The sequence below is a fragment of the bacterium genome (assembly GCA_035559435.1).
In the GTDB taxonomy this organism is placed as follows: Bacteria; Zixibacteria; MSB-5A5; order WJJR01; family WJJR01; genus JACQFV01.
On the sequence record DATMBC010000100.1, the window covers coordinates 1 to 23931 of the forward strand.

Here is a 23931-nt window from a genome sequence, read left to right on the forward strand (position 1 = left end):
CATCCCGCCGGTGGCGCCGTAGCCGGTCACTCAAGCCCGCCGGCCATCTGCCGATACTTGCAGTACACGACAGAAAGTTCGTACGGCCATAGAGGGCGGCTCTCCCAAGGGCGGGGAGAGCCGCCATCTTGCTTAGTGGTCGGTCTTCTCGTCGAGTTTGCCGCGGGCGATGGCCAGATACTGCGCGCCCCGCAGCGCCAGCGCCGCGGTCAACGCGATCCCAACCGTCAGCAGCGCCAGACGCTGGAGGATCTGGGCATCGGACAATCCCGCCAGCGAACTGTTGAACGGCGCTCCTAGTAGCACATGCCGGGTCCCTTCCAGCCAGTAGGTCCACGGAAGCAAGCGTCCCAGTTCGGCAAACGCCCCGGGCAGCAGGTCGACCGGGAAGACCACGCCGGACAGCAGAAAGAGCGCCCCGACCACGCCCTCGGGCATCGACTGCCCATGATGTGCCAGGAGCATGGTGGCCGCCGCCAGGATCAACCCCATCGCCAGCGTCGCCGCCACGCCCAACGCCATGGTTGCGGCGAAGTAGGGCAGTTCGGACAGCGCCAAGTGCATCCGCAGGTCGAACCCGAAGACGCCCAGCAGGAGCGTGAGGATGATCGCGGCGCTGGTGGCCGCCACATGCGAGGCGCCGCGCGCCAGCATGTAGGGCCCCAGGCCGATCGGCGCCAGATAGACATAGCGGATCATCTCGTAACGCTCCCGATCCTCGAAGACGATGAAGCCGATCACGAGGATCGACTGCATGACGAGGATGAAGAAGGCGTTGCCCAGATAGATTTGCGCGAAGCCCAGCGGATCATCGGCGCCGCCGCGGATCACCTTGTACATCACCACCAGGATGAGCGCGCCGAAGAGCGGACGCACCACCTGGTAGACGAAGAAGACAAACGGGTCGGTCCAGTTGGATTCGATGGCCCAGCCCAGACGCACCGCCGCCCAGAACTGGCGGGCGCGGGTGCCCAGCGAATGCCTGATCGCGGTTGCGGTCATCGTGGTGTCCTTTCGGCTCAATTGCGCCGGGCGATCGGCGAGAGATTCAGACTCCGCCCCAGACGGGAATGCACCGTCACCCGCACATGTTCGACATCGCTGCGGCGGTCGATCTCCCAGTCCAGCATGCACCAGGCGTTGAACGGCTTGACCGAGACCGCATCGAGGACGGCGCAGGGATAGGTCTCGCCGGTGGGCGCGATATACTCGACGATGTGCATGCGCAGTTCCCATTCGCCCGCCAGGACCACGTCGGCGACATGCCAGGCGGCGTCGACAAAGACCGCCGGCGGCAGCAGCCGCAGGACGCGGCGGCTGTCGGCCCCGCGTTCCTGAATCATGGTCAGCGTGTCGGCCATCCAGCGGTCGAGGGCATCGTCATTGTTCATTCGGTTCGTACGCATCGTGACTGACTCCTACTGCGCCTTCAGCGTCAGACGTCCGGTCTGTTTGCCGAGACGCTCCATGTATTCCAGCATCCGCAGCGCGGCGTAGTTGAGGATCACCGCGCCGATCGCCAAAAGCGCCAGTTCCACCCCGACCGAGAACAGCGGATTGACCGGCTGCCCGGCGAAGATCAACTGACGGATCGCATCCAAGCCCAGCGTAAGCGGCATCGCCGAGGCGGCCAGCGCCGCGACGCTCCCCAGCGCCCGCACCGGGAAGTAGAAGCCGCTGATAAAATACACCGGCTCCTGGAACAGGTTGGCGGTGTGCCAGGCCTCGCGGCCATAGAGCATAAACAGCGACGCGGCCAGCATCCCCAAACCGTAGATCGCCGCCATGGTGAGCCAGAAGACGCCGATCAACGCCAGCCAGTTGGCGACCGTGTACTGCACATCGAAGATCCAACTGCCGACCAGCAGGATCGCCGCCGCGCGGGTGCCGGTCATGAACAGCCCGCCGATCGCCATGCCCAGCAGGATCGCCATGCGGGAGATCGGGGCGATCAGGTACAGCTCGAGATTGCCCATCTCCTTCTCCCAGTAGAACTGCGAGGCCATACCCCAGAGGATATTCTGCCAGAAGGCGATCATCGCGCCCGAGACGACCACAAAGCCGATGTACTGCTCCGGCGCGCCCAGCCCGCGGTAGAGCATGGCGAAGCCGAACACCGACAGCAGCGGCAGCACGACCTCGAAGATCAGCCACGACAGCTCGCGGTTGGCGCCGACGACGCGCACATAGGCGCGTCCCCAGATCGCCCGCAGATTCGTTTTCAGATCCGTCTTCATCGTCTTACTCCCGGCCATCGCACTTTCTGCCGGTCAATCCGGCGCCGCGTCTCAATGCCCACCGGTGCCGTTGGCGCCGGAGAGCCCATGCCCGACCAGATTCAAAAACGCGTCCTCCAGCGTCGGCTCCAGCCGGATGACCGCATGCGGCGTGATGCCGCGTTCGGCCAGACGGTTCTGCACCGCGGCGATCCCGTCTTCCGCCTCGAGGAGGACGCGCAACTGCGTGCGCCCGCGTTCGTCGTTATGCTCGGCGTCGACCGACTTGACCACCGCGAGGTCGTCGAAGGTCCGCCCGAAACTGGTCCACAGCGGCGTTTCGATCCGGTAGACGACCGACGGCGCCCAGTCGCGCTTGAGATGGTCCGGCGTGTCGCAGGCCTGCACCCGGCCCTTGTCGATGATGGCGATCCGGTCGCACATCGAGTCGGCCTCGGCCATGTAGTGCGTGGTCAGGATCACGGTGCGGTCGGGATTCTCATCCATCCAATGCCGCACGAAGGTACGCACCTCGCGCGCCACGCCGACATCCAGCCCGAGCGTGGGCTCGTCGAGGTAGAGAATCTTCGGATCGGAGACAAATCCGCGCACGATGTTCATCTTCTGCCGCGTCCCGGTCGACAGCTTCGAGATCTTGGTGTTGGCGAATCGGGTTAAATCGAGCGCCTCCATCATCCGGTCGGCGCGCTCGTGCGCCACCCGCGTCGGCACGCCATAGAACTGCGCGAACATCCAGATCGTCTCGCGCACGGTCAGGATGCCGTAGCCGGAATGCTCACCGCCGGAGACCATGTTGATCCGCCGCCGCACCTGTTCCGGCTCGCGGGCGACATCGAGCCCATCGACGCGGGCGGTGCCGCTGGACGGCAGCAGCAGGGTCGAGAGGATTTTCAGCAATGTGGTCTTCCCCGCGCCGTTGGGTCCCAGAAGCCCGAACAGTTCACCGGGTCGGACGGTCAGATCGACGCCATCCAGGGCGATGGTCTCGCCGTTGCCGTTTGTGCCGTCGGCGTGACGCCGCCACCAGCGTTTGGCCAGACCGCCCTTGAAACGGCGGGTGACCTGATGTGTTTCAATGGCCCAATGCATATGCGTACCTCGATTTGTGTTCTCTGTTGGCTGACGGCGCCCCGGTCTACGACCGCTGCGGCCGCCATCGGTAAAGAAAAACCGCCGCCCAACTGCGATGGGCGGCGGTGTGGCGGTCACACGCAAGCATCAATCTGCTATGGCCCATCGGTATGGCTGGGGGAGCCCGTCAATGCGCGGCTGCGCGCCGGGCAGACTACCCCCCTGGCTCCGATCTTGTGTTGCGTAATGCACAGATTGATCATGGATCTTGGTCTCCAGCTCCCCGAATCAAGAATTCGGTACGGCGAATTAGCGCGGCCGGTTGCGGCCTGTCAAACAAAAACTCGTTGGGGGCCAAAAAAGTAAGACGGACCGCGGCGGCATCGCCGACGCAACCCTAAGGCGTGGATACACCTGGCGCCTGGGGTCCGAACAGGGAGCCGATATAGCGCAAATCCCATGTGGGCTTGTCAACCTCCCGGGCTTCGTCGAGCATGAAGGTCAGCTCGGCGTCGGAGTAGTTCGATTCACAGAGGTAATAGGGCGACGCATAGAAGTCGCAGGGGAAGCTGATCATCGCCGGGCCGGCGGCGGCCAGTTTCTCGCGAATCCCCAGCGACTTCGAGCGCCAGTCCCAGGGACGGTTTCCGAACAGGTACTGCTCATCAATGATCACACGGTCGAACACCTCGGAGGTGACCACCCAGCTGAGCGTCGACGGCACGGGGGCGGGCAAAAAGAGCCACTCGTGCGCGTCGCTGACATTCACCCGGAAGATCGGCGGAGCATAGCAGCCCATCGGTTGCGGCGGAAACTGGTCGGGGTGGTCCTGAATGAAGTCGGAGAGTTTGCGAATGCCATCTTCACTCTTGTAATAGTCCCCGGCCTGGAGAGCGCGCACGGAGATTCCCGCGAGAATGAGTGTCAACAGAATCGCGGCGAACCGCGCACGGCGACTCCCGGTTTCCAACTCGGCCGCCGCCTGTCCCGCCAGACGGGCAAAGACCAGCAGGCCAATAACAACCGCCGGGGCGAACATTCGCGCCGAGCGCGGCCAGAAGATCACGCTGAACCCGATGCAAATAACCGCCCCCATGATCACCGCGCGCCGGATGATGCGCGCCGAGGGGTCATCGTTGAAAGAGTCCTCCCGCCGACGCAGCCACTGCTGCCAGAGGGTCCAGCCAAACGCCCAGAATCCCCCCAGCACCCAGAGGAAGATGAGCAGATTCCAGGACAGCGACGGCCGAAAAGCGTCGATGTGGGTCGGGGCGGTGACATAGTGGATGATCGAGGGGAGATAGAGCGGATTGACGATGGCCGCGACGGCCACCACCGCCGCTGCCCAAAGCGCGGTCAACCCGAGACGACGTGCCAGGGTCATGATCGTCTCGCGCGCCCAAAACCGCCCGGTCTGCCGATCGATCAGCCACTGCTCCCAGAGTTCGATGGCCAGAATTCCGGCGGCAGAGAAAGAGAGCCATTTGTAATCGGTGAGGATCAACAGACCGCTTAAGAGCCCCGGCACAATCATCCAACGGCGGCGGACGGCATTGGGCGCGCCATAGAACAGAACCAGCAGGAGCCACAACCCCATCGACTGAATCGTCGGGTTGGCCATCCCGATATACTTGTTCACGATCGGCAACGACAGCATCGCGCCGACCCAGGCCAACGCCCCGATCACGGAAAATCGTCCCTGAATCCGGAAGAGGGGTGTGACGAAGGGGGCGGCCAGCATCACAACAAACCACGCCATCCCCAGCGCCGGCGCCGGGGCCGCGCTGGTCCAGTGCCGCAGACACCAATATGGCAGGGCGTAGCCATACTTGAGCACCGCGTATTCGCCCTTAATCACATCCTCGCCAGTGGGAAATCCCGTCTTTTCGGTCCCCTGGATGAGCGCGGCCTCGTCCCAATAGCGGGCAACACTGCCCTGCCAGGGCAGATAGCAGACGAGGTTGATCGCCGCGATGACGACCGCGGCGCCGGCGAATACCAGCATCGCGGTGGTAAGCCCGGACGCCAAACGCGATCGAGGTGTGCCCGTCAAGAGGTGCCTCTCGGTCGATCTATGTGTCGTTGTTCGGTCGGTTCGACGGGGGCAAGACTGACGCTCGGCTCGGCAACCACCGGCATCAGCCCCGTCGAGCAGTAAGTAGCCGTCCGCGGCCGCGATTGGCAACAATAATCGCCGGGTTCAGCGGGCGCGATGCGGCTGCGCCGACAGCGCATACCATAGGAGAATCAGCGCCGCCAGAATCGGCAGCGTCGGGTTGTCCGTGACCAGCCAGCCAAGCGCGCCGGGCAGCGAGCCGCCGGATTGGGCCAGCTTACGTCCAATGAGGGGATACAACCCGATACCAATGCCGGCAAAGAGCGCCGTGTAGGCAAAGCCGGAAATCCGAGCAATCAGCAGACTGCGGCGCTGACGCTCGGCGAACTGCGCCTTGAGCCAGAGACGTGTGGGATCGGGGGCCGGTGTGGGCTGATCGCCCGCCCGCAAGAGGGTCAGCTGCGCATGGAGGCGCAGCACCTCCGCGCACGCAGCACAGGTCTGCGTGTGACGGCGCAGTTCGGGCTGCCACTGCCCCGTGTGCGCCGCGCGCAGCACAGCCGATTCGTGGATGCAACCTGACTCAGTCATCGCGTCTCTCGCTGGGTTCGGCCGCCAGAAAGGCGGCCAGACGGCGTCGCGCCCGCATCAGCAGCACACGCACACTGGCGGATTCGACCCCGACAATCTCGGCGATCTCCTTGTGTTCATATCCCTCGACATAAGCCAGCCAGACCAACGAACGCTGACCGGGCGAGAGCACTTCCAACGCCCGCCGCAGGTCCAAGCCGGCGGCGAGGGCGGTTTCCGGTTCGGCGGATGGTTCACTCTCTTCCTGCTCGGCCAGCCAGGCGCTCTGCGTCTTCCGCGCGCGCCAGGCGTCCTTGATCAGGTTGGTCGCGATACGGTACAGGTACGATCGCTGGTCCGCCTCGCTGAGATGCGATGGCGCGGCGCGCAGGAAGCGAAAGAAGGACTCCTGCACGGCATCGTCGCACTCGGCGCGATCGGCAATCATGCGATGCACATAGCTCCACAGCCGCGGATACATCTCCCGGTAGAATGCCCGGAACCGGGTCTCATCCATCATGTCGCCCGGCTCCGGTGGTCGTCATTAATGGTCCGTGGCGGCGGAGATCAGGCCTTGCCGGATTTGCCCGATTCGCCGCCGAGAAGGTGTGTCATAATCCCGGCGGCAATAAATCCCACCGCCAGCCCGAAGGCCATCCTCCCCCAATAGCGCAGTTCCGCCACCTTGTTGATGAAGTTCGGATCGGTCGAGTTGTCGTAGGCGGATGTTCCGCTCATGAAACCATATCCAACGGCGAAGAGCAAGGCCGCGACCACAAACATACGCAGCGCGGTCTGCCGGGGACTGATCCCGTTGACCCCCGACTCGCGCAGGAGACTGCGCCCCTCCTCGCTTTTGACGAAGTCCACAAAGTCCTTCGCGTCGCCGAATTTGTCGACCAGCCTGCCGAAGGTTTCCAGTTTGCGGGCGTTCACCTGGGTGCGCACCTGGTAACGTTTGTAGAGCAGCCAGAGCACAAATCCCGCCAAGGCAAACAGGCCGATGAAGGTGATCGCCTCATGCAGCAGCACCGCCTGGGTATCGGTCATCGCACGGATCCTTTCGGGTTCGGGACAAGCATCGCCATCACTCTCTCCGACCATAGAACGGGCAGGGGGGTGATCGGTAAACAGCTCATGGAGGGCCAAGGCCGCAACTTTGGCGGTTCGGGTGATTTCCGGGACTTCCGGGGACGGACCTAAAGGCGGGATCATCCGGGGTCGATACTTCCGGTGGGTGGGGCGTTGTCCCCACCGGTTGTATCTCCGGGTCGACAGTCAGAATTCATGCCACCCTCTCCCGACGATCGTGTATCAATATCCATCGTGAGCCCGCATCCGAAACATGCGGAAAGTCACCCGCGCGGGGTGGGAATTCTGGCCTGCGGGGGGTGGTTTGTCATGCCCGGCGAACGGGACCTGCCGTCGGCGTATTACCGCGCGCTGGAGGCGGGCATGGGGATTGTCGTGCCGGTGCGCGACCACAATGGCCGTCTGGTAATCTCGGCCGGTCCGGCAAGCGATGCCTCCCCGCGGTTCGATGACTTCCTCGCCGAGCGTCCGGTCTGGCCGGGGCATCCTCCGATCATGGCGGTGCGCATCTGCGCCGATGGGCTGGCACGGATGGTCCACCGGTCGCTGGCGAATCTGGATGGACTTGTGCCCTATATCTTCGGCATGTCGGTGGCCGACACCGCCGGGTACCTCGATGGGCAGATCCCGCTGTTTGTCCGTCAAAGCGAGCACGAACCGCAGCCGGCGTTCTATGAGCTGGCCGAGGGAGTCTGGCTGGATTCATTCGAGCGCGACTGGTTCGATGAACGCCTGATCATCCAGCATCTGCGCGCCGGCAAGCTGGTGTGTGTGGTCTCGCCCGACCTGCACGGCCGTCCGCATGGAGATCTCTGGACGATGCTGAAATCCCTGCAGGGGAAACTGGAAGAGTTGTCCTGCCGTCTGCAGTTGTGCACCCACCTGCCCGCCGAGGCGCGCGCCTTCTTCGAGGTCTGATTGCCCGCCTTCGATTTCACGATACCGCTATCCAACCATCCGATTTTTCCTCTTGCCCGCCGGGGCGTCGGTCTGCAAACTAACGGGGTCTGCTGATTGGAGGGTGTGGACCCTCACCGGGGGAGTCGGAAGTGATTGCCGGGTTGATCCTGGCCGCCGGCCAGGTGAAATACTCAGGCCAGGCCAAGCCGCTGTTGGCGGCCGATCAGGCGTTTCTGCTCGAGATGGTGGTGCGGCAATTCCGCGCCGCGCCGCTGGATGATCTGATTGTGGTGCTGGGGCAGGATGCCCGGCAGATCGTGCAGCGCATTTCCCTCAACGGCATCAAGATCATCATCAACAACGAGCACCGCGCCGGGCTGTCGTCGTCGATTCAACGCGGGCTGGCGCACATCTCCTCGCGGTTTCAGGCGGTGCTGATCGGGCGTGGGAACATGCCGCTGGTCACCAGCGGCACAATCGGACGGCTGGTCGCCGAGTATCAGAAGGGCAAGAAGGGGATTGTCGTGCCGGTGCACGAGGGGCAGCGCGGCTATCCGGTGCTGCTGGATCTGAAGCATCTGGAGTCGCTGGTCAGTCTGCGCGGCGATGTCGGCGCCACACCGGTGCTCGAGTCCAACCCGAATGATATCCGCGAGGTCCCCATCGCATCCGATGAAGTGCTGATCGATGTCGACAGCCGCGAGGTGTGGGAAAAGGTCCGCCACCGTCTCAACTGACCGCGCCGGAGTCCGTCGCCACCACCCGCGAGAAAATCACGCGCCCCTTTTGACTTGGGGGAGCGCAACCGTGTATATTCGCGCCGGAGAGGTGCCGGAGCGGTTGAACGGGGCGGTCTCGAAAACCGTTAACCTTTCACGAGGTTCGAGGGTTCGAATCCCTCCCTCTCCGATTTGCATACATTCCCCCTCACTAACTCATTACCATCTTTCGAGAAATTAATCGGAGAGGAAGAGCCTCGACGGCAACCAGCTAACTTCGCGTTCACTGCTAACGAAGGTCTGACACAGAAGATTGTAACTTGGGCTGAGGGTCTAAATCGAGATGAGGTACTTCAGTTTCACCGCAAAAACCCGCTGTCGCGGCTGATAATTGCCGTCCTCGCGTCTTTGGTAGTCGTTGAACGCCAGATACAGCCAACTCTTATTGGCGAAGTTGTATGAGAACGCCCAACCCAGTCGGAATGAGAGCAACCCATCGCTCTTGGTCACCGGAATCTCCACATAGAGTCTCGTGTTCATTCCGTCCGTGATCGCCCAATCGGTGCCGGGGCGAAAGCGCAACGTCACTTCCTCCACTCCGCCCGCCGGGCCGCGTTCGACCCAGGAGGAGCCATTGAAATAGGCAGAATTGCGCTTCGAGAACCTCCAGGAAGTGTACCAATCGCCGTAATCGCTGCGCCCGAAATGGCCACGGGCATAGTTGTACTCGTACACGGAGTAGTACGACAGCGAGACCCAAGCCCGCCGCGACGGATCCGACGACAGCGACACGCTCAGCGCCCTGGGGTTGTACGAGCCGAACAATTCGCGCTCGCGGCCGATCCGGCCATTGAGGACCGCCCCCCAGTTGTTGCGGAACGACGCCTCGAGCGTCGCAATGTAACTGGTGGAGTAACGACTCTCGCCGTATTCGCGGCTGACGTCGGCGGTCAGACGCGCACTGCCGTAGACGATGGTGCCCGAGTCGCTGATCAAAGTCGGTCCCGCCGAAAGCGAGTACCGTCGCAGGCCATACCATGGCACAAACCCGATCTGCGACACATCAAACCTATCGCCAATGATCGTGGCGTATGCGCTGACCGAAAAGGCGCGGGCAAAGTAGCCAAAGTAGGACTTGGCCGCCCAATCCGAAGTACCAAGGTATGTGCTGCGCGCCACCTGAGTGGTGAACTGCAACGTTGCCGTCGACACTGTCCCGTCCAGGGACAACACGTTGTTATCGACCGAATCCGTAAACTTGCCCGCCGCCATGACCGCCCCGGTGATCGGTGTCGCAAACTGGTGGTTCCAGCGGGCAACCCCAAAGCCCGCGCGCGGCTCGCGACCCAATCCCGAAAACCCGTCGTACGTCTTTTCTCCCGTCAGGGCTCCCAACGCGGCGATTTCTTCGTTCTGCCACTTCATCGTCATTCGAAGGCCCGCATCAAGCGGGACCTCCGTGCCATCCGGCAGCTTCTGCCCGATCTGGCGCGAGTAGAACACCTGCAACATGTCGGCCACGACACCGCCGCTCGGCCGGAAGAATTCCTGTCCCTCGACGAAGAAAGGGCGCTTCTCACGAAAATAGAGGCTGTACTTTGACAGATTGAGGGCGAATGGATCGGCCTCAACCTGCGAGAAGTCCGAATTGACGGTCGACTGAAGCCGGGCATACGAAGTGATCGCCCAGTTGAGATCCAACGCCGGCTTCCATGTTTCCGATCGCTCGTCCAAGTATTTCTCGGTGCGATAAAAACCCTGCGGGTAGATCTCGATCCCGCACGCCCGCACCACAGGCTTGAGTCCAGTCAGGGTACGGAACCCAGAGACTCTCAACCCTTCGTTCAGACGAACGGGCGTCGCGAAAGCCAATTCCCCACTCAGCGGGATCGCGCGCTCCAAATTGAAGCCCCATTCTTCCTTCTTGCGATCGTATCGAAGCGTCGACCAGGGGATCCGAATCTCGACGGTATACCCAGCGGAGTCCCGCGTGACCGCGCTTTCAAAGCGGCCATCCCAATCGGCATTCGACTCCTTGCCATCGGCGGACACAATCTCATCCGCCTGGACGCCGGCGCAATTGACGGAAAAGCGATATGCCGTGCGGCGGTCATGAAATGTGTCAAGGAAGACACTGACATAGTCCCCCTCGTGACCGTCGCGGTATCCGGGACGGCAGTCCGGCGTTCGCCCATTGGTCCCGCAACGCAGAGCGAAACAAAGAGCTTGCTGGGTCTGCATGACGTAGGCAACGGTGGGCTCGGAAACCGGAGCGCCTTCGCGCGGCTGGACCTGATAGAATTCGACAATCGAATCTGCGCCCTGCCAGGCACTTTCAAGAATTCCGTCAACGACAACAGGCGTCGCCACGAACTTCACATGTGTCGTGTTGTCTGCAAGAGCCGCCGTCCGGCACAGGACAGGAACGATCAGCGCGCCCGCGATACTAACGTAGCGAAGCCAGCGCATCTGAGAGGTCCTCCCTGAACTCCTCCGCCGCGTTGGCCGATAGCCGCGCTGGGTCCGCCCACCGGATGACACCATCCTGCGACACCAGAACCTTCAGAGGCATTACGCGCAGCCCCATGCTCTCAGGCAATGTAAAGGTCGTGTCCAGAAACGTCGGCATGGAGAACTCCATGCGTTCGGTCCAGTCCCAGTATTCTGAGGGTGACGGCCACGTGCCAATGCCAAATACCGGAATCCCCGCCTCCTGGGTGACATGGTTCCAGAGAGATCGTTCCTCCAAACATGGGGGACAATCGGCGGGCGAAAAGAACACGAAGAGACTTGCGGGGGAATTGTCCGTCACTTCGCGAAGGCTCCAGGAGCGCCCTGTGCGATCGATAACGGAAACCGCCGGCAGGGCGGCGCGTGAGACGTATTCCTTTAGCAACGGCTTCTGTCCTGGATTTGACAGTGAGAACTGTTTGGCCAACAGCAGCGCATTGACGATCAATAGCGCAATGATGGCGACTTTGTACCGTGTTGTGCTCATGGGACGATTCTCTCCCTGACGTGAGTCTTCAACAATCGGTCGCCTTTGAGCGTCAGAAAGTAAATGGCGCCATCGCGATCAACACCGATCGGCCACGCATCCGAAGGGACTCCCTCGGCAACCAACTCTCCATCCTTCGTGAACACATCGATGATGAACGGGGCGGACACTCCCGGAACCTTGCCGTTCGACAGCGACGTCCGAAGCACTCGATCCTGGTCGATGCAGGTGATGCCGATGGGGCGGGTCCATGCCGTCCAGTAACTCGGAGGCGGCGACTCCAACTCAAAGATCGGCGGCGAAAGCACCGGAGGACCGACAAACCAAGTTGGGCTGGCGCCGAAGGACCTGACTTCACGTCCGCTCTGGTCATAGACGTGGACCGTCGGATCACACGTGAAGGTTTGAAATATTGTGCCGGCTGTGTCGACATCAAACGTGGCGGCAACCCCGACCCACAGATTCCGTTCGAACGCAATGGAAGGCGTGTAGGCCAACGCCAGCAAATGATTGCCGGAAGGCGTGTAGAGATTGCAGTGATGGCCGGCGTTGAGCCGTTGCTTGCGGTCCAGGCGCAGGTTGGCACAAAGAATGTTTCCATGCGACGCCAAGCGCATGGTCGACGGAACATCCTCATCCGCGCCAAACAAGAAAGAACTGACGACATCCCCATGTCTCGCGAACATGCTTAGCCGCCGGTTTCCGGCATCGCTGACCATCAACCGACCGCTACGATCAAAGGCAACTGCGACAGGAATATTGACCTGGTCCGGATTGCGCCCTTGCCGCGCCACCGTCTTGACAAATGTCTGCCAGTCAAAACCCTCAAGCGCCTCGCCCGACTCGTGTGATGCCAACGCAGCGCCCGCGGTGTGTTTGACCGCCACAGATTGGTGTCCCGAATTGAGTTCATAGGTCACAACTTCATGACGGGTCGGAACTATGAGCGCGATTCGATCTCCCTCTGGAGCCACGGTACAAAAACTCCACTCGCTCCAGCCGTGCTCGCCCGACACCTGTATCGACGGCGGCAACGTGTACGATGTATCGATCCTGAATGCGTTGCCAAACGGAATAGCGGCGATCATCAAGAATACCAACACGGCCGGCCTCCTTGTTGAGGACGAAACCACCGAGGCGTCCGGGGGCATGCACCCCGGAGCCCCGTGGCGCATTACGCCGATTTCACTTCACTTCTGAACATCGTCGTACTGGCAAACACACGGGCCACGCAACCGTGGGCAACGGCAGCCGACGATTTGGCCACCCTGATTGATCACATCGCCGGCAGAAAACGTTGATCCCCCATCGGTGGCCCTCGCTGTCGTGGCTGTCAACAGCGCAACCCCATCCAGCACGATGATGCTCAGCACCAAGAGAACACCGAGCACGACTCCGGCCTTCTTCATTCGCTTTCACCTCCTTCCTGTGAAGCGATCAAGAATCGCGATGCCTAGACGTGAGAACACCCGGAATGTCCTCACCACATAGTCGCAGTAGCCCTAATGTACTCCCCACCCCTCCGCGACGCTGTCACGCAGATTCAACCCCAGAACGAGAAAATCCATCTCATACAGACCGATCGGTCATAATTTGATCCTCCCGATCCACGCTTCGAGGTGTGCACGATCAATTGCATTACCGGCGAAGTGTCTGCCTATTCCCTTTCAATTCATGACTTGGATCCTTCGAACCGGATCATCGCCCCCGCGAGGCCCAGAGGATGTCTTGTTCAAGGAGCACCGAGCCAAGCATGCTGACCGCGGAGTTGTGAAGTCTTTCTGGAGGCGAAATTGAAGCAATGAGAATGAAATCCCGGCACGTTCACGACAACTCAAAGCAACTTCCTGAGGCAAGTCTGCGCGATTGGCCATCGCAGCGTTACGATGGAACCGTCTGTGTTGCAAGCAGTTCGGGGACACACCGTGCTGGAATCCTCCCTCTCCGATCTCAGTCATCACGCCGCACTGTCTCATGTGGTCTTCGCGTACATGGCAAGCCGCAGGAGAAGCTGGGTCCGTTCGAGCAATCCCGCTCTGAATTTCATTCTTGCGCTCATTCACGGGCGATGCCCGCGTAGGATTCCGCGGTCAGCGTTACTCGACTCTGAACAGCTCCGCCACCAACTTCGAGGCGGCGACCAGCATGACTAACGCGAGAATTCGTCTGAGCGCCGGGAAGCGAAGCTTCTTAACCGCCAGCCAGGAGCCGAACAGGCCGCCGCACAGAGCCACGATCGCCAGTAGCGCCGCCTGAGCGGGAATGTGTTGCATTGAAGAGGCATGGCCGAGAAGCCCGGATATTGAATTGACCAGAATGAAGGGCGCGGATGTTGCGGCCGTGCGGCGCGGGTTTTCCCATCCAGTCAGTATGAGGATGGGAGACAAGAATATGCCGCCGCCGATGCCTGTGAGGCCGGATACGAAACCAAGCAGCGCACCCAACGCGATGAAACCCCAGAGGGGCGGGTGGGCGCGCGGGGCCGTATCGCCCTCGGCAAAGATCAGACGCAACGCCGCAAGCACAAGGCAGGCAGCCAGCATTGGCTCGTAGATACGAGGAGGAAGCGCAATCCAGCCGCCGAGAAAGGCCGCCGGGATGGAGCCGATACAGAGGGAGCCGAGAAGCTTCCAGGGAACCTGTCCTGCCGATGCGAAGCGCCAAGTTCCGACGCAGGCTACGAGGATGTTGAGGACGAGGGCTGTGGGCTTGATCATCGGAGTCGCCACGCCGAACAGCACCATCGCCGCTATGTAACCGGAAGCACCGGCATGACCGACCGAGGAATAAAGAACCGCCGCGAGCAGGATGAGGGACGCGAGCAAGGAGAGATGGAAAGGATCGGTGGGCATGGCAGCCATCAAGACGGGAAAGACGCGGCTCCCTTCCTGGCCAAGTTCCGAAAACGGATCGCGGCGGGAAAGCGCAAATGCGATTCTGCGCCCCTTCGTGCGATCTTGCGCGTGGCCCCGCCCGTACGTATCTTGATCAGGACTCAGGGCAATGGAGTCTGCCCAAACTGCCTTTGGCTGATGACTCCTTGACGCCGTCTTGCGACGCCGAGAGGAGCACAGCTGTTGTGCAATCCCCGCAGTCCGACCCAAACCGAATAAGCAGCAGCATTCCCGCTCAGTCGTGGGGCGATGAAATGTCCTCCCATCAGGCGCGGGCCACGGCGAATCTCCTGCGCGAATCAATCGATTGCCTGGCGGGTCTGGGGGGAGACTTTGGGAGTGCGATGGCCCGAATCGGGGAACTGCATGACCGCTTGGTCGGCGGCGTGTTCCACCTTGCAGTGCTGGGCCAGTTCAAGCGCGGAAAGAGTGCGTTGATCAACGCACTGATTGGCGACACGGTCCTCCCAACCGGGATTGTGCCCGTGACCGCGGTTCCAACGCTTGTACGATCGGGTTCCGATTTCCGTCTCACGATTGAATACGAAGACGGTCAGAGGACCGAGACGGTTAGCGTCTCGTGCAGCGAAGAGGCACGCAATAGACTGACCGATTTGGTGAGTGAGACAGGCAATCCGGAAAATCGCCGGCGCATCTCGCGCGTGACGGTTGTCTACCCGGAAGCGCTCTTGGCCGACGGGGTCGTGGTGATCGACACACCGGGCATCGGCTCGACGCTGCGCCACAACACGGAGACCGCCGTCAATTTCCTTCCCCATTGCGACGCAGGGATATTCGTACTGTCCGCTGATCTCCCGCCGACTGAGGCGGAGGTTCAGTATCTGGCCAGGGTACGGCCGCAGATTCCCCGGCTCTTTCTGGTCCTCAACAAGATTGACAGAGTCACGTCAGAGGAGTTAAGCACAGCCCTCGCCTTTCTTCGAAGGACGCTCGAACAACAGAGCGCACTCAACAAGGACACGCCGGTGTTTTGCCTCTCCGCAACAATGGGATTGGACGCTCGAGCCAGGAGGGACAAGGCGCGCTGGCGGGAAAGTGGCGTCGCCGACCTGGCAGAGCATTTGATCCGCTTTCTCGACACAGAGAAAAGGCCGGCGCTTCTCGACGCCGTGAGGTTGAAATTCTCGAGTGTCTTGTTGGATACTCTCCTCCGGCTCCGGTTGACCACCAAGAGCCTGGAAATGCCTCTCGCGCAACTCGGATCCCGCCTTCAAATGTTTGCGGAGGAACTTGAGAAGATCCAAGTGGAGCGCATTTCGACCGCGGATCAGCTGGCCGGGGATCAGAAGCGTGTCATCGATGAGCTCGAGGCGCAGGCGGAGACCCTTCGGAAGGAATCGCGAGTCCACATCAGAACCATCCTTCAAAACGTCGCGCCCTTCGGCGCCGCGTCGGGTCAACAGGAGTCCTCCGAAGCCGGTCTTTCGCGTGCAATCTCAGATTACTTTGAGCAATGCTTTGTCCAGACGATGGAACGACTCCGCGCGCGCATCGGAGAGGTGCTCGGTCGACACGATGAGAAACTCAACGGGATCATCGAACGGATCCGGACGGCAGCCAGTGACTCATTCGGGATCGCGCACACCGAGGCGCCGGGCGGCGGGGCACTTCGATTGACACGGTTGCCCTACTGGATCAGTCAGGAGTGGGTCGCCGGTCTGACCGCGATGCAGAAACACCGATGGGAGAGTTTCATTCCGCATGAGTATAGACAAGGGCAACGCGCCAAGCGTCTTGAGAGAGAGATAGAGACGCTGGTTGTAACCAATGTCGAGAATCTCCGCTGGGTGCTCCTCCAGAGCATCAACGAGACATTTCGCATCTACGGCGACTCCCTTGACGAGCGCTTTGCCGACACCCTGGCCGCCACACATGACGCCATCAGGTCAACGTTGCAGCGCCGCCGCGAGAATGTCGCGATGGTTGAACGGGAGCTGCCTTTGATGAAGCAGGCGGAGGAGCGTCTGCAGAACATCCGGAATGTGTTGACGGGCCTCGGCGGGAAACTGTAGTATAATGAGGACGGGTGATGGAGTTCACCCGCGGGGCGTCCGCCTCGACAAGCACCGCGTCGCAATTCGCGGTTGATGACTCCTGCTCTCATTCACAGGCGGTATGAGAGAGGGAGTCATTTCTTTTTTGGGAGGGGACTCGGTTCGTGGCGCGGTATTTCGTTGTGTTCGCCGGGGGTGGGCTCGGCGCGACGGCGCGGTATTTGCTCTCCGGCGCGGTCTACCGCTTCATGAGTTCGCAGTTTCCGTATGGAACAGTTCTGGTCAACACGTTGGGATGCTTTCTGATCGGATTCCTCATGACGTTTTTCCAGGAACGATTCGCAGTGAATCCCGAGCTTCGTCTGTTTCTGACAATCGGGATGTTGGGAGGGTTTACCACGTTTTCCACGTTCAGCTATGAAACCATCCCGTTGATCCGGTCCGGCGGTTACATGACGGCGTCGGCAAATGTCGCGTATATGCTTCTGAATTGCCTGGGGGCCACCTGGGTCGGCGGTCTGATCGGAGCACAATTCTAGGATTGGAGGCTGCCATGAAACTCGAAGGCGAAGGCAAGCTCGTGCGCATCTTCATCGGGGAGTCGGATCGACTGCATCACCGACCGCTGTACGAAGAGATTATCTACAAGGCCAAGGAAGTCGGCATGGCGGGCACCACCGTGTTGCGCGGCATCGAAGGATTTGGTGCGGCGAGCCGCATCCACACCGCGAAGATCCTTCGCTTGTCGGAAGACCTGCCGATCATCATCGAAATCGTCGACACGATTGAACGGATCGACAACTTCATCAAGGCAGTCGATGATCTCTTTGAGGAAGCGGGGTGCGGGGGACTCATCACCGAAGAAAAGATGCACATCATTCGCTACGCGGCGGGCAAGTAGTCGTCCAAGGACAAAAGTTGAACATTGGAGCTGAATTCATATGAAGATCGCACAAGTGCGGGCACGAGAAGTGCTCGATTCACGCGGGAACCCCACGGTGGAGGCGGAGTTAACTCTCGATTCCGGAGCTATCGCTTCCGCGATGGTCCCGTCAGGCGCCTCGACCGGCGAACGAGAAACGCACGAACTCCGCGATGGCGACAAGGGCCGATATGCCGGCAAAGGCGTGCTCAAAGCAGTCGAAAACGTGAATCGAGTCATCGCTCCCGCAATCACCGGAATGGAAGCCACCGACCAGCGCGGTATCGACGCGGCCATGGTTGCGTTGGATGGCACGCGCAACAAGAGGTCGCTCGGGGCGAATGCCATCCTGGCTGTGTCAATGGCCGCGTCGCGGTTGGCCGCGCAGGCGCAGGGCCGCTCGCTCTATCAGTACCTCGGTGGCGACATGGCGTGTCTTCTCCCGGTCCCCTGTCTTAACGTGATCAACGGAGGGAAGCACGCCGACAACAATATCGATTTTCAGGAGTTCATGATCGCGCCTCATCATGCGTCGAGCTTTCGCGATGCGATCCGCATGGCCATTGAGACGTTTCACGCTCTCAGGCAGATTCTTAAGAAAAAAGGGATACAGCACCGGCGTCGGGGATGAAGGGGGTTTCGCTCCCAACGTTCAGTCAAATACGGAAGCGGTTGAGTTGATTCTGGAGGCCATCACGGCGGCCGATTACACACCGGGGCGCGACATTTCTCTATGCCTTGATCCCGCAACAAGCGAAATGTGGGATGACGGAGTTTACTGTTTCTTCAAATCGGATCGGTCAATCAAAACCTCGGAGCAGATGGTCAGGCACTGGGCCGACTGGGCCCGTCAGTATCCGATCGTGCTCCTGGAGGACAGTATGGCCGAAAACGACGAGGCGGGCTGGAGGGCGCTTAGCAGAGAGTTGGGCTCACGACTCGAACTGGTGGGCGACGACAACTTCTGCACCAATCCCGCGCTCCTGCAGCATGGAATCGACAACGGAATTGCAAACTCAGTGCTGATCAAGCTGAATCAAATAGGTACGGTGACCGAAACGCTGGAAACAATCGCTCTGGCAAGAACCCACGACTACAACTGTTTCGTCTCACACCGCTCGGGCGAGACCGAGGATACGTTCATCGCCGATCTGGCGGTGGCGGTCGGAGCCGGGCATCTGAAAACGGGCTCAGGGTGCCGGGGGGAGCGGATCGCGAAGTTCAATCGATTGCTCAGAATCGAGGAGGAGCTTGGAGGAAAGGCGCAATTTGCCGGACTCGCCGCTTTCAAGAATGCCGGCATTGGGAATGTTGCAAGCGGCAGCCAACGCGCCAGCAGCCGCGAGGCTGAGGCGGTGCGTCGATGAGGTGGTTCTGTGGCCGATGCTGGCGTGAGACCTCGAAGGAAACGGTTGTCTGCCCGAACTGCGGGGCGAGCCAGCACGAATTGGCTGACGAGCCATTCGTCCAAAAGCTCATTCGGTCGCTGCACAGCCCTGAACCCGAAACTCCTCTCCGAGCGGCCGCGCTGCTGGGCGAGCTGCAGGCGCGCGAAGCCATCCCGCACCTCATTGAGATCGTTCGGACATCTCGGGATCACTACCTGAAAGCAGAGGTCATTCGAGCGCTGGGGAGAATCGGCGGGAATGAGGCAGTCGCCGTCCTTTCGGCGCTGTCGGGTCGGGAATCTGGCGTGATCGAGAAGCGCGCGGTTCAGAAGGCTTTGCAGACGCTCGGGATCGTAAAGTGAGTCTTGCGAGTCGACTGCCGTGCTGCCGAAAACCCTGTGGGACCGTGGCATTAGCGTATCCGATGGTGCCGCGTCGCGACGCGCCCCGGATGTCGTGTAGCGCGGGCGTCGCAGACGCATTATACATGGTTGGGCTCCCGGCTGCCGCACTGCTATTCGTGTTGATGGGGCTGTTGATGGGTCGCTGAGTTGGAATGAGTGTCGTCCGTCTGTCTGGGGCGAGTGAAGCACCCGCTGTCCAATACAAAGAGAGCCGATGGATAATATCTGGTTCGTTGCTGCAATCTGGATGGGACTGGCTCTTCTGGCCAGCCTGATCTCGATCCGCCTTGGAATCTCCGTCGCTTTGGTCGAGATCCTCGTGGGCGTGATGGCGGGCAACCTCCTGGGGCTGTACAAGACCACCGAGTGGATCAATTTCCTGGCCATGCTGGGCAGCGGGGTTCTCACTTTCCTTGCGGGGGCGGAAATCGATCCCGTTTCCTTGCGGACAAACCTGAAAGCGAGCCTGAGCATCGGCGCCCTCTCCTTTTTTCTCCCCTTTTTGAGCGTCTGGGGCTTTGCCCAATTCGTGCTGGGCTGGACACTGCAACAGTCACAGATTGCCGGGATTGCGCTATCGACAACGTCCGTGGCCGTCGTGTACGCGGTCATGATCGAGCGCGGGTTCAATGACACCGCCATGGGAAAGATGATTCTGGCCGCGTGTTTCATCACGGATTTCGGGACCGTCCTGGCGTTGGGAGTCTTGTTCGCGGACTTCAACATCTGGCTTTTGGTATTCGTCGTCGTCAGCGCCGTCATGCTCTGGTTTATGCCCAAGTGGACGAAGGCCATCATCGTGCACTTGGGCGCGACGCGCGTCAGTGAGCCGGAGGTCAAATTCATCCTCCTGATCCTCTTTTTTCTGGGCGGCTTGGCGACAACGGCAAAAAGTGAAGCCGTACTTCCCGCGTACCTGGTAGGGCTTGTCGTTGCGGGTGTATTCTTGCGGGACAAGACACTGGTGATCCGAATGCGCAGCATCGCCTTTGCGATGTTCACGCCATTCTACTTCATCAAGGCGGGCCTCTACGTCTCGGCCTCGGCCCTGTGGGCGGGACTGGGTATTATCGGGATTCTTCTGTTGATCAAGGTGGCCTCAAAGGTCGTGGGCGTCTGGCCGTTGGCGCGCGGCTTCAAAATGCGGGCGCGCGAAGCCAATTACACAACTTTGCTGATGGCAACCGGCCTGACCTTCGGCACAATCTCGGCGCTCTTCGGGCTGAACAACAAGATCATAGACCAGCGGCAGTACACGATACTCGTCACCGTCGTCATCTTGAGCGCCGTAATTCCAACAATGATCGCACAGCGCTTCTTCCAGCCGAAGACCACGACTATGCATGCGTGGGGGCGTTTGTTGCAAGGCGCGAACGGAGAAGAAGCAAAGAATCAGACAGCCGCCATATCGGAGGGTGAGTCATGATCCGAAAGTTGCTCGTGGGATACGATGGTTCCGATGGCTCCAAACTGGCGTTGAAGTATGCCATCAATCTGGCGAAGCTGACGGGAGCCTCTTTGCGCGCGCTCTGGGTTCGGGGATCGCTTCCCCACTATCCTGAAACTGTTGACGAAATAGAGGAAGAGAAATCCGCGACCGACAGGTACTGGATGAAGCTCGAAGCCGAAATCCGCGAGATGTCCGCGCGGGAGGGAGTCGAGGTGCAGACGGATTGCCGAGCCGGGCATCCTGCGAAGGCGATCGCCGAATACGCCGAGGAGGCTGGGGTGGACCTGATCGTGCTGGGCAACCGGGGGCATTCCGGACTCTGGGGCCGTTTCCTGGGACACACTGCTGATCGCATCAGCGAAAACGCGCCTTGCAGTGTGCTCATTGTGCGGGGCAACGAATCGCGTGAGAAGAAATAATGAGGCTCCCGGACAACCATAGACGCAGCCTGTCGGCAACGGCCCAGGTGATGGAAGACACGCTGGATCAACTTGAGGACTTGCTGAATCGGAACAGACCCGACAGGATTTCTGAGAGGGTGCACGCGAGCTATACGCCCGGCAAGAGGAGGGCCCTGCTCGAAGCCGTCAGCGCCCTGCGACGCGCCAACGAAGCAATGTTCCAAGCCCTCGAGTTGGAACCGCGCCGCGTGGATGAGAGTCAAGTTGTCGAGGCCATGCGGTCATATTTGTGGACGGTGCTCGAGGACAGCAGGCCGCATGCCTTGACGGGGTACGGCGAACTTTCGCCGGCTGAACAAACCGTGATTGAAAGACACGTTGTCGCAATGCTGCAACTCCTGCCACGGCTGTCCGTGAAGTAAGTCTGCCATACGCTCAGTCTGATTCGAGGAGCTACGATCAGGGAAGCTGAATTGAAGCTACGAGAATGAAAGCCTGAAACACTTCTGACGACTAAAGATCGCTTCTGAACTTGGTTATAAGTATCAGGGAGTCAGGCCCTTACGGCAGAATCGATGGCGCGCTGACAAGTTGGAAGTGACGACGGTGCGTGTCCCTCCCTCTCCGATGCCGTACCTCCCGCCCCCACAGTCTCTTTACGACCTCCTACGTCCCCGTCCCGAAGCTGAAGGTATCGCCCGTTTGGCGGAGCGTTGCGGCTTCGACCACACCGATGGCGGTCAGGCGAACCCGATGTTTGACGGTGGCGCCGTAATGCAGCAGATGCGCCGGGAGGCCTGTGCCCACAGAAACGGACCGACGGCGACATCCTCCGATGGCCGGTCGGGGAAGATCAGGACGTTGGCGTTTTGCTCCAGTTCGGAGAGCTTTTCATTGCCCCGCCGGTCCGGTCATGCGAGGTTTTCACCATGAGCGAGCGCATTCTCATTGTCGGCGCCGGCGTGGTCGGGTTGTCGACGGCCTGTTACGGCGCGCGGCGTGGATTCACCGTGACGGTGATCGAGCGCGGGGCCGCCGACGAGGAGGGTTGTTCCTTCGGCAACGCCGGTTTGATTACCCCCAGCCACATTGTGCCGTTGGCTTCTCCCGGGATGATCAAACTCGGCATCAAATACCTCTTTGACCCGGAAGGCCCCTTTCACATCAGGCCCCGACCCAGCGGCGAGCTGTGGTTCTGGGCCTGGCGCTTCTGGCGTTCGGCCACCACGGAGCATGTGTTGCGCGCGGCGCCGTTGATCCGCGACTTGAATCTGGCCAGCCGCGATTGCTACGAAGAATTGCTCGCCGAGATCGGCGACGACTGCGCCTTGAAACGCGACGGCGTCATCAATCTCTGCCGCACCGAGCGCGGACTGGCGCAGGAAGCGCAGACCGCCGAATTGGCGCGTCGGGTGGGGCTGACCGCCGACGTGGTCGATGCCCGGCGGGCGCGGGAGCTGTATGGCGATCTGAACCTCAATGTCGTCGGTGGCGTCCACTACCCGCAGGACTACTTCCTCTCGCCGAATCGCTTCATGGCCGGACTGCGCCGCCTGGCCGAGCGATGGGGCGTGCGCATTGAATGGGGGACCGAACTGACCGGATGGCGGACCGACGGCCGTCGGGTGAGCGCCGCCCTGACCGCGCGCGGCGAACGCGAAGCGGATCAATTTGTGATTTGCGCCGGATCCTGGTCGCCGCGGGTGGCGCGCGGACTCGATCTGGACATTCCGATTCAGGCGGGCAAGGGGTACAGCGTCACGCTCACCCATCCACCGCGACGTCCAAAGATCGCGGCGATTCTCTCCGAGGCACGGGTGGCCATCACGCCGATGGGCGCGGCGTTGCGTTTTGGCGGAACGATGGAGATCGCCGGGTTGGACGAATCAATAACGACGCGGCGTGTCAACCGCATTATCCGCGCCGCCTGCCAGCATCTGACCGATTTTTCGCCGGCGGACTTCGCGGGCGTGGCGCCATGGCGGGGATTGCGCCCGGTGACGCCGGATGGACTGCCGTATATCGGACGGACCAGGCAGTTTGACAACCTCGCGGTAGCGGCCGGGCACGCGATGATGGGATTCAGCCTCGGTCCGATCACCGGACGACTCATCGCCGCGATCCTGGCGGGCGAAACGCCGCCCCTGGCCAGCCCGCTCCTGTCGCCGGACCGCTTCGCGCGGCGCCGTCAGCGGTAGTTGGCGAATTCGATGTGGTAGGGCAGATCCTTGTCGCGCAGAGTCTGAATCACCGATTGCAAATCGTCTTTCTTGGCGCCGGTGACGCGCACCTGTGACTCCTGGATCGTGGCTTGGACCTTCAGTTTCTGTTCCTTGATGATCTTGACGATTTCCTTGCACTGATCACTCGACAGTCCCGACTGCACGGTCACCACTTGCGTCACCGTTCCTTCAAACGAGGCGGTGACCTTGCCGAATGCCAGCGCCTTGGGGGAAATCTCGCGTTTGGCCAGGCGGAGCTTGAGAATCTCGATGATGTTCTTCAATTTGAGCTCGTCGTCGGCCACGATCGTGATCGTGTGATCCTTCTGGTTCAAATTGACTTCGCTTTTGGTCCCTTTGAAGTCAAAGCGCTGGGATAGTTCCTTGAGCGTCTGATTGACGGCGTTATGGACCTCGTCCATTTTGACTTTGGATGTGATATCAAAGGAAAACGTCTGCGCCATGCCATCCTCCGGTTCGGTGCGCCCAAGGTGCGCAAGCGCGCCGGATGAATCCACGCTTTTGATGCCGAAACCTGTGGCCCGCGGTCGGGAAGAAATCGTGGGAATAACGGCGCAGCTCGTTGGTAGAA

24 protein-coding genes, 1 tRNA gene, 1 pseudogene and 2 riboswitches are annotated in these 23931 nt (G+C 60.8%); of the genes and pseudogenes, 12 read left to right on the forward strand and 14 right to left on the reverse strand.

Features of this window, described 5'->3' with window-relative positions; translation table 11 throughout:
• Window positions 1–132: 132 nt before the first annotated feature.
• The 8 genes from VNN55_11195 to VNN55_11230 all read right to left on the reverse strand — a co-directional run bounded on the left by VNN55_11195 (window position 133) and on the right by VNN55_11230 (window position 6984).
• Window positions 133–1002: an ABC transporter permease gene (locus VNN55_11195; protein ID HWO58119.1), complete on the reverse strand. Its 870-nt coding sequence runs from the start codon at window positions 1000–1002 to the stop codon at window positions 133–135.
• Window positions 1003–1019: 17 nt separating this feature from the next.
• Window positions 1020–1406, reverse strand: a complete 387-nt coding sequence (locus VNN55_11200) for a hypothetical protein (protein ID HWO58120.1) — start codon at window positions 1404–1406, stop codon at window positions 1020–1022.
• 12 nt (window positions 1407–1418) lie between these two features.
• Window positions 1419–2237 carry an ABC transporter permease gene (locus VNN55_11205; protein ID HWO58121.1) on the reverse strand — a complete coding sequence of 273 codons (819 nt, stop codon included), beginning with the start codon at window positions 2235–2237 and terminating at the stop codon, window positions 1419–1421.
• Window positions 2238–2288: 51 nt separating this feature from the next.
• Window positions 2289–3326 (reverse strand): ABC transporter ATP-binding protein, encoded by a 1038-nt coding sequence (locus tag VNN55_11210; GenBank protein HWO58122.1) that lies wholly within the window; start codon window positions 3324–3326, stop codon window positions 2289–2291.
• A 379-nt stretch (window positions 3327–3705) separates the two neighbouring features.
• Complete coding sequence (locus VNN55_11215; protein HWO58123.1) at window positions 3706–5337, reverse strand: hypothetical protein; 1632 nt, start codon at window positions 5335–5337, stop codon at window positions 3706–3708.
• Between the two features lie 171 nt (window positions 5338–5508).
• The gene (locus tag VNN55_11220) at window positions 5509–5955 is read right to left on the reverse strand and encodes a hypothetical protein (GenBank protein ID HWO58124.1); all 447 of its coding nucleotides are present in this window, start codon (window positions 5953–5955) and stop codon (window positions 5509–5511) included.
• Window positions 5948–6454 (reverse strand): RNA polymerase sigma factor, encoded by a 507-nt coding sequence (locus tag VNN55_11225; protein HWO58125.1) that lies wholly within the window; start codon window positions 6452–6454, stop codon window positions 5948–5950. The genes VNN55_11220 and VNN55_11225 overlap by 8 nt, the downstream gene beginning before the upstream one ends.
• Window positions 6455–6501: 47 nt before the next feature.
• Window positions 6502–6984, reverse strand: a complete 483-nt coding sequence (locus VNN55_11230) for a hypothetical protein (protein ID HWO58126.1) — start codon at window positions 6982–6984, stop codon at window positions 6502–6504.
• A gap of 351 nt (window positions 6985–7335) precedes the next feature.
• On the opposite strand from VNN55_11230, the gene VNN55_11235 reads away from it, so the two are divergent.
• The 3 genes from VNN55_11235 (at window position 7336) to VNN55_11245 (ending at window position 8835) form a co-directional block, all read left to right on the forward strand.
• Complete coding sequence (locus VNN55_11235; protein HWO58127.1) at window positions 7336–7944, forward strand: hypothetical protein; 609 nt, start codon at window positions 7336–7338, stop codon at window positions 7942–7944.
• Window positions 7945–8075: 131 nt separating this feature from the next.
• Window positions 8076–8663, forward strand: coding sequence for a nucleotidyltransferase family protein (locus VNN55_11240; GenBank protein HWO58128.1), 588 nt, complete (start codon window positions 8076–8078; stop codon window positions 8661–8663).
• A gap of 85 nt (window positions 8664–8748) precedes the next feature.
• Window positions 8749–8835: transfer RNA gene (locus VNN55_11245), tRNA-Ser, on the forward strand.
• Between the two features lie 143 nt (window positions 8836–8978).
• Here VNN55_11245 and VNN55_11250 read toward each other — a convergent pair.
• From VNN55_11250 to VNN55_11270, 5 genes are all read right to left on the reverse strand, one after another.
• Window positions 8979–11015 (reverse strand): DUF5916 domain-containing protein, encoded by a 2037-nt coding sequence (locus tag VNN55_11250; protein ID HWO58129.1) that lies wholly within the window; start codon window positions 11013–11015, stop codon window positions 8979–8981.
• Between the two features lie 76 nt (window positions 11016–11091).
• A complete protein-coding gene (locus VNN55_11255) occupies window positions 11092–11643 on the reverse strand; it encodes a redoxin domain-containing protein (GenBank protein ID HWO58130.1) in 552 nt (183 codons plus the stop codon).
• Window positions 11640–12746, reverse strand: coding sequence for a hypothetical protein (locus tag VNN55_11260; GenBank protein ID HWO58131.1), 1107 nt, complete (start codon window positions 12744–12746; stop codon window positions 11640–11642). The genes VNN55_11255 and VNN55_11260 overlap by 4 nt, the downstream gene beginning before the upstream one ends.
• A gap of 87 nt (window positions 12747–12833) precedes the next feature.
• A complete protein-coding gene (locus VNN55_11265) occupies window positions 12834–13052 on the reverse strand; it encodes a hypothetical protein (GenBank protein ID HWO58132.1) in 219 nt (72 codons plus the stop codon).
• A 687-nt stretch (window positions 13053–13739) separates the two neighbouring features.
• Window positions 13740–14495 (reverse strand): sulfite exporter TauE/SafE family protein, encoded by a 756-nt coding sequence (locus tag VNN55_11270; protein ID HWO58133.1) that lies wholly within the window; start codon window positions 14493–14495, stop codon window positions 13740–13742.
• Window positions 14496–14633: 138 nt separating this feature from the next.
• A riboswitch (Fluoride riboswitch) is annotated at window positions 14634–14692 on the forward strand.
• A 99-nt stretch (window positions 14693–14791) separates the two neighbouring features.
• Here VNN55_11270 and VNN55_11275 point away from each other — a divergent pair.
• The 9 genes and pseudogenes from VNN55_11275 to VNN55_11315 all read left to right on the forward strand — a co-directional run bounded on the left by VNN55_11275 (window position 14792) and on the right by VNN55_11315 (window position 23315).
• Entirely contained in the window at window positions 14792–16570 is a 1779-nt protein-coding gene (locus tag VNN55_11275; GenBank protein HWO58134.1) for a dynamin family protein, read from the forward strand.
• A 4-nt stretch (window positions 16571–16574) separates the two neighbouring features.
• Window positions 16575–16662, forward strand: a riboswitch (Fluoride riboswitch).
• Between the two features lie 54 nt (window positions 16663–16716).
• On the forward strand, window positions 16717–17091 hold the full coding sequence (gene crcB / locus VNN55_11280; protein ID HWO58135.1) for a fluoride efflux transporter CrcB: 375 nt from the start codon (window positions 16717–16719) through the stop codon (window positions 17089–17091).
• 14 nt (window positions 17092–17105) lie between these two features.
• The gene (locus VNN55_11285; protein ID HWO58136.1) at window positions 17106–17453 is read left to right on the forward strand and encodes a DUF190 domain-containing protein; all 348 of its coding nucleotides are present in this window, start codon (window positions 17106–17108) and stop codon (window positions 17451–17453) included.
• A 40-nt stretch (window positions 17454–17493) separates the two neighbouring features.
• Window positions 17494–18763: pseudogene (gene eno / locus VNN55_11290) on the forward strand (phosphopyruvate hydratase).
• A gap of 74 nt (window positions 18764–18837) precedes the next feature.
• Complete coding sequence (locus VNN55_11295; protein ID HWO58137.1) at window positions 18838–19224, forward strand: HEAT repeat domain-containing protein; 387 nt, start codon at window positions 18838–18840, stop codon at window positions 19222–19224.
• Between the two features lie 256 nt (window positions 19225–19480).
• A complete protein-coding gene (locus VNN55_11300; protein HWO58138.1) occupies window positions 19481–20692 on the forward strand; it encodes a cation:proton antiporter in 1212 nt (403 codons plus the stop codon).
• Entirely contained in the window at window positions 20689–21135 is a 447-nt protein-coding gene (locus VNN55_11305) for a universal stress protein (GenBank protein ID HWO58139.1), read from the forward strand. Before VNN55_11300 ends, VNN55_11305 begins: the two co-directional genes overlap by 4 nt.
• A 50-nt stretch (window positions 21136–21185) precedes the next feature.
• Window positions 21186–21539, forward strand: coding sequence for a hypothetical protein (locus tag VNN55_11310; GenBank protein ID HWO58140.1), 354 nt, complete (start codon window positions 21186–21188; stop codon window positions 21537–21539).
• Window positions 21540–22046: 507 nt separating this feature from the next.
• The gene (locus tag VNN55_11315) at window positions 22047–23315 is read left to right on the forward strand and encodes an FAD-dependent oxidoreductase (protein HWO58141.1); all 1269 of its coding nucleotides are present in this window, start codon (window positions 22047–22049) and stop codon (window positions 23313–23315) included.
• On the opposite strand, the gene VNN55_11320 is transcribed toward VNN55_11315, so the two are convergent.
• Window positions 23306–23803 (reverse strand): YajQ family cyclic di-GMP-binding protein, encoded by a 498-nt coding sequence (locus VNN55_11320; GenBank protein ID HWO58142.1) that lies wholly within the window; start codon window positions 23801–23803, stop codon window positions 23306–23308. The genes VNN55_11315 and VNN55_11320 overlap by 10 nt on opposite strands.
• Window positions 23804–23931: the final 128 nt, after the last annotated feature.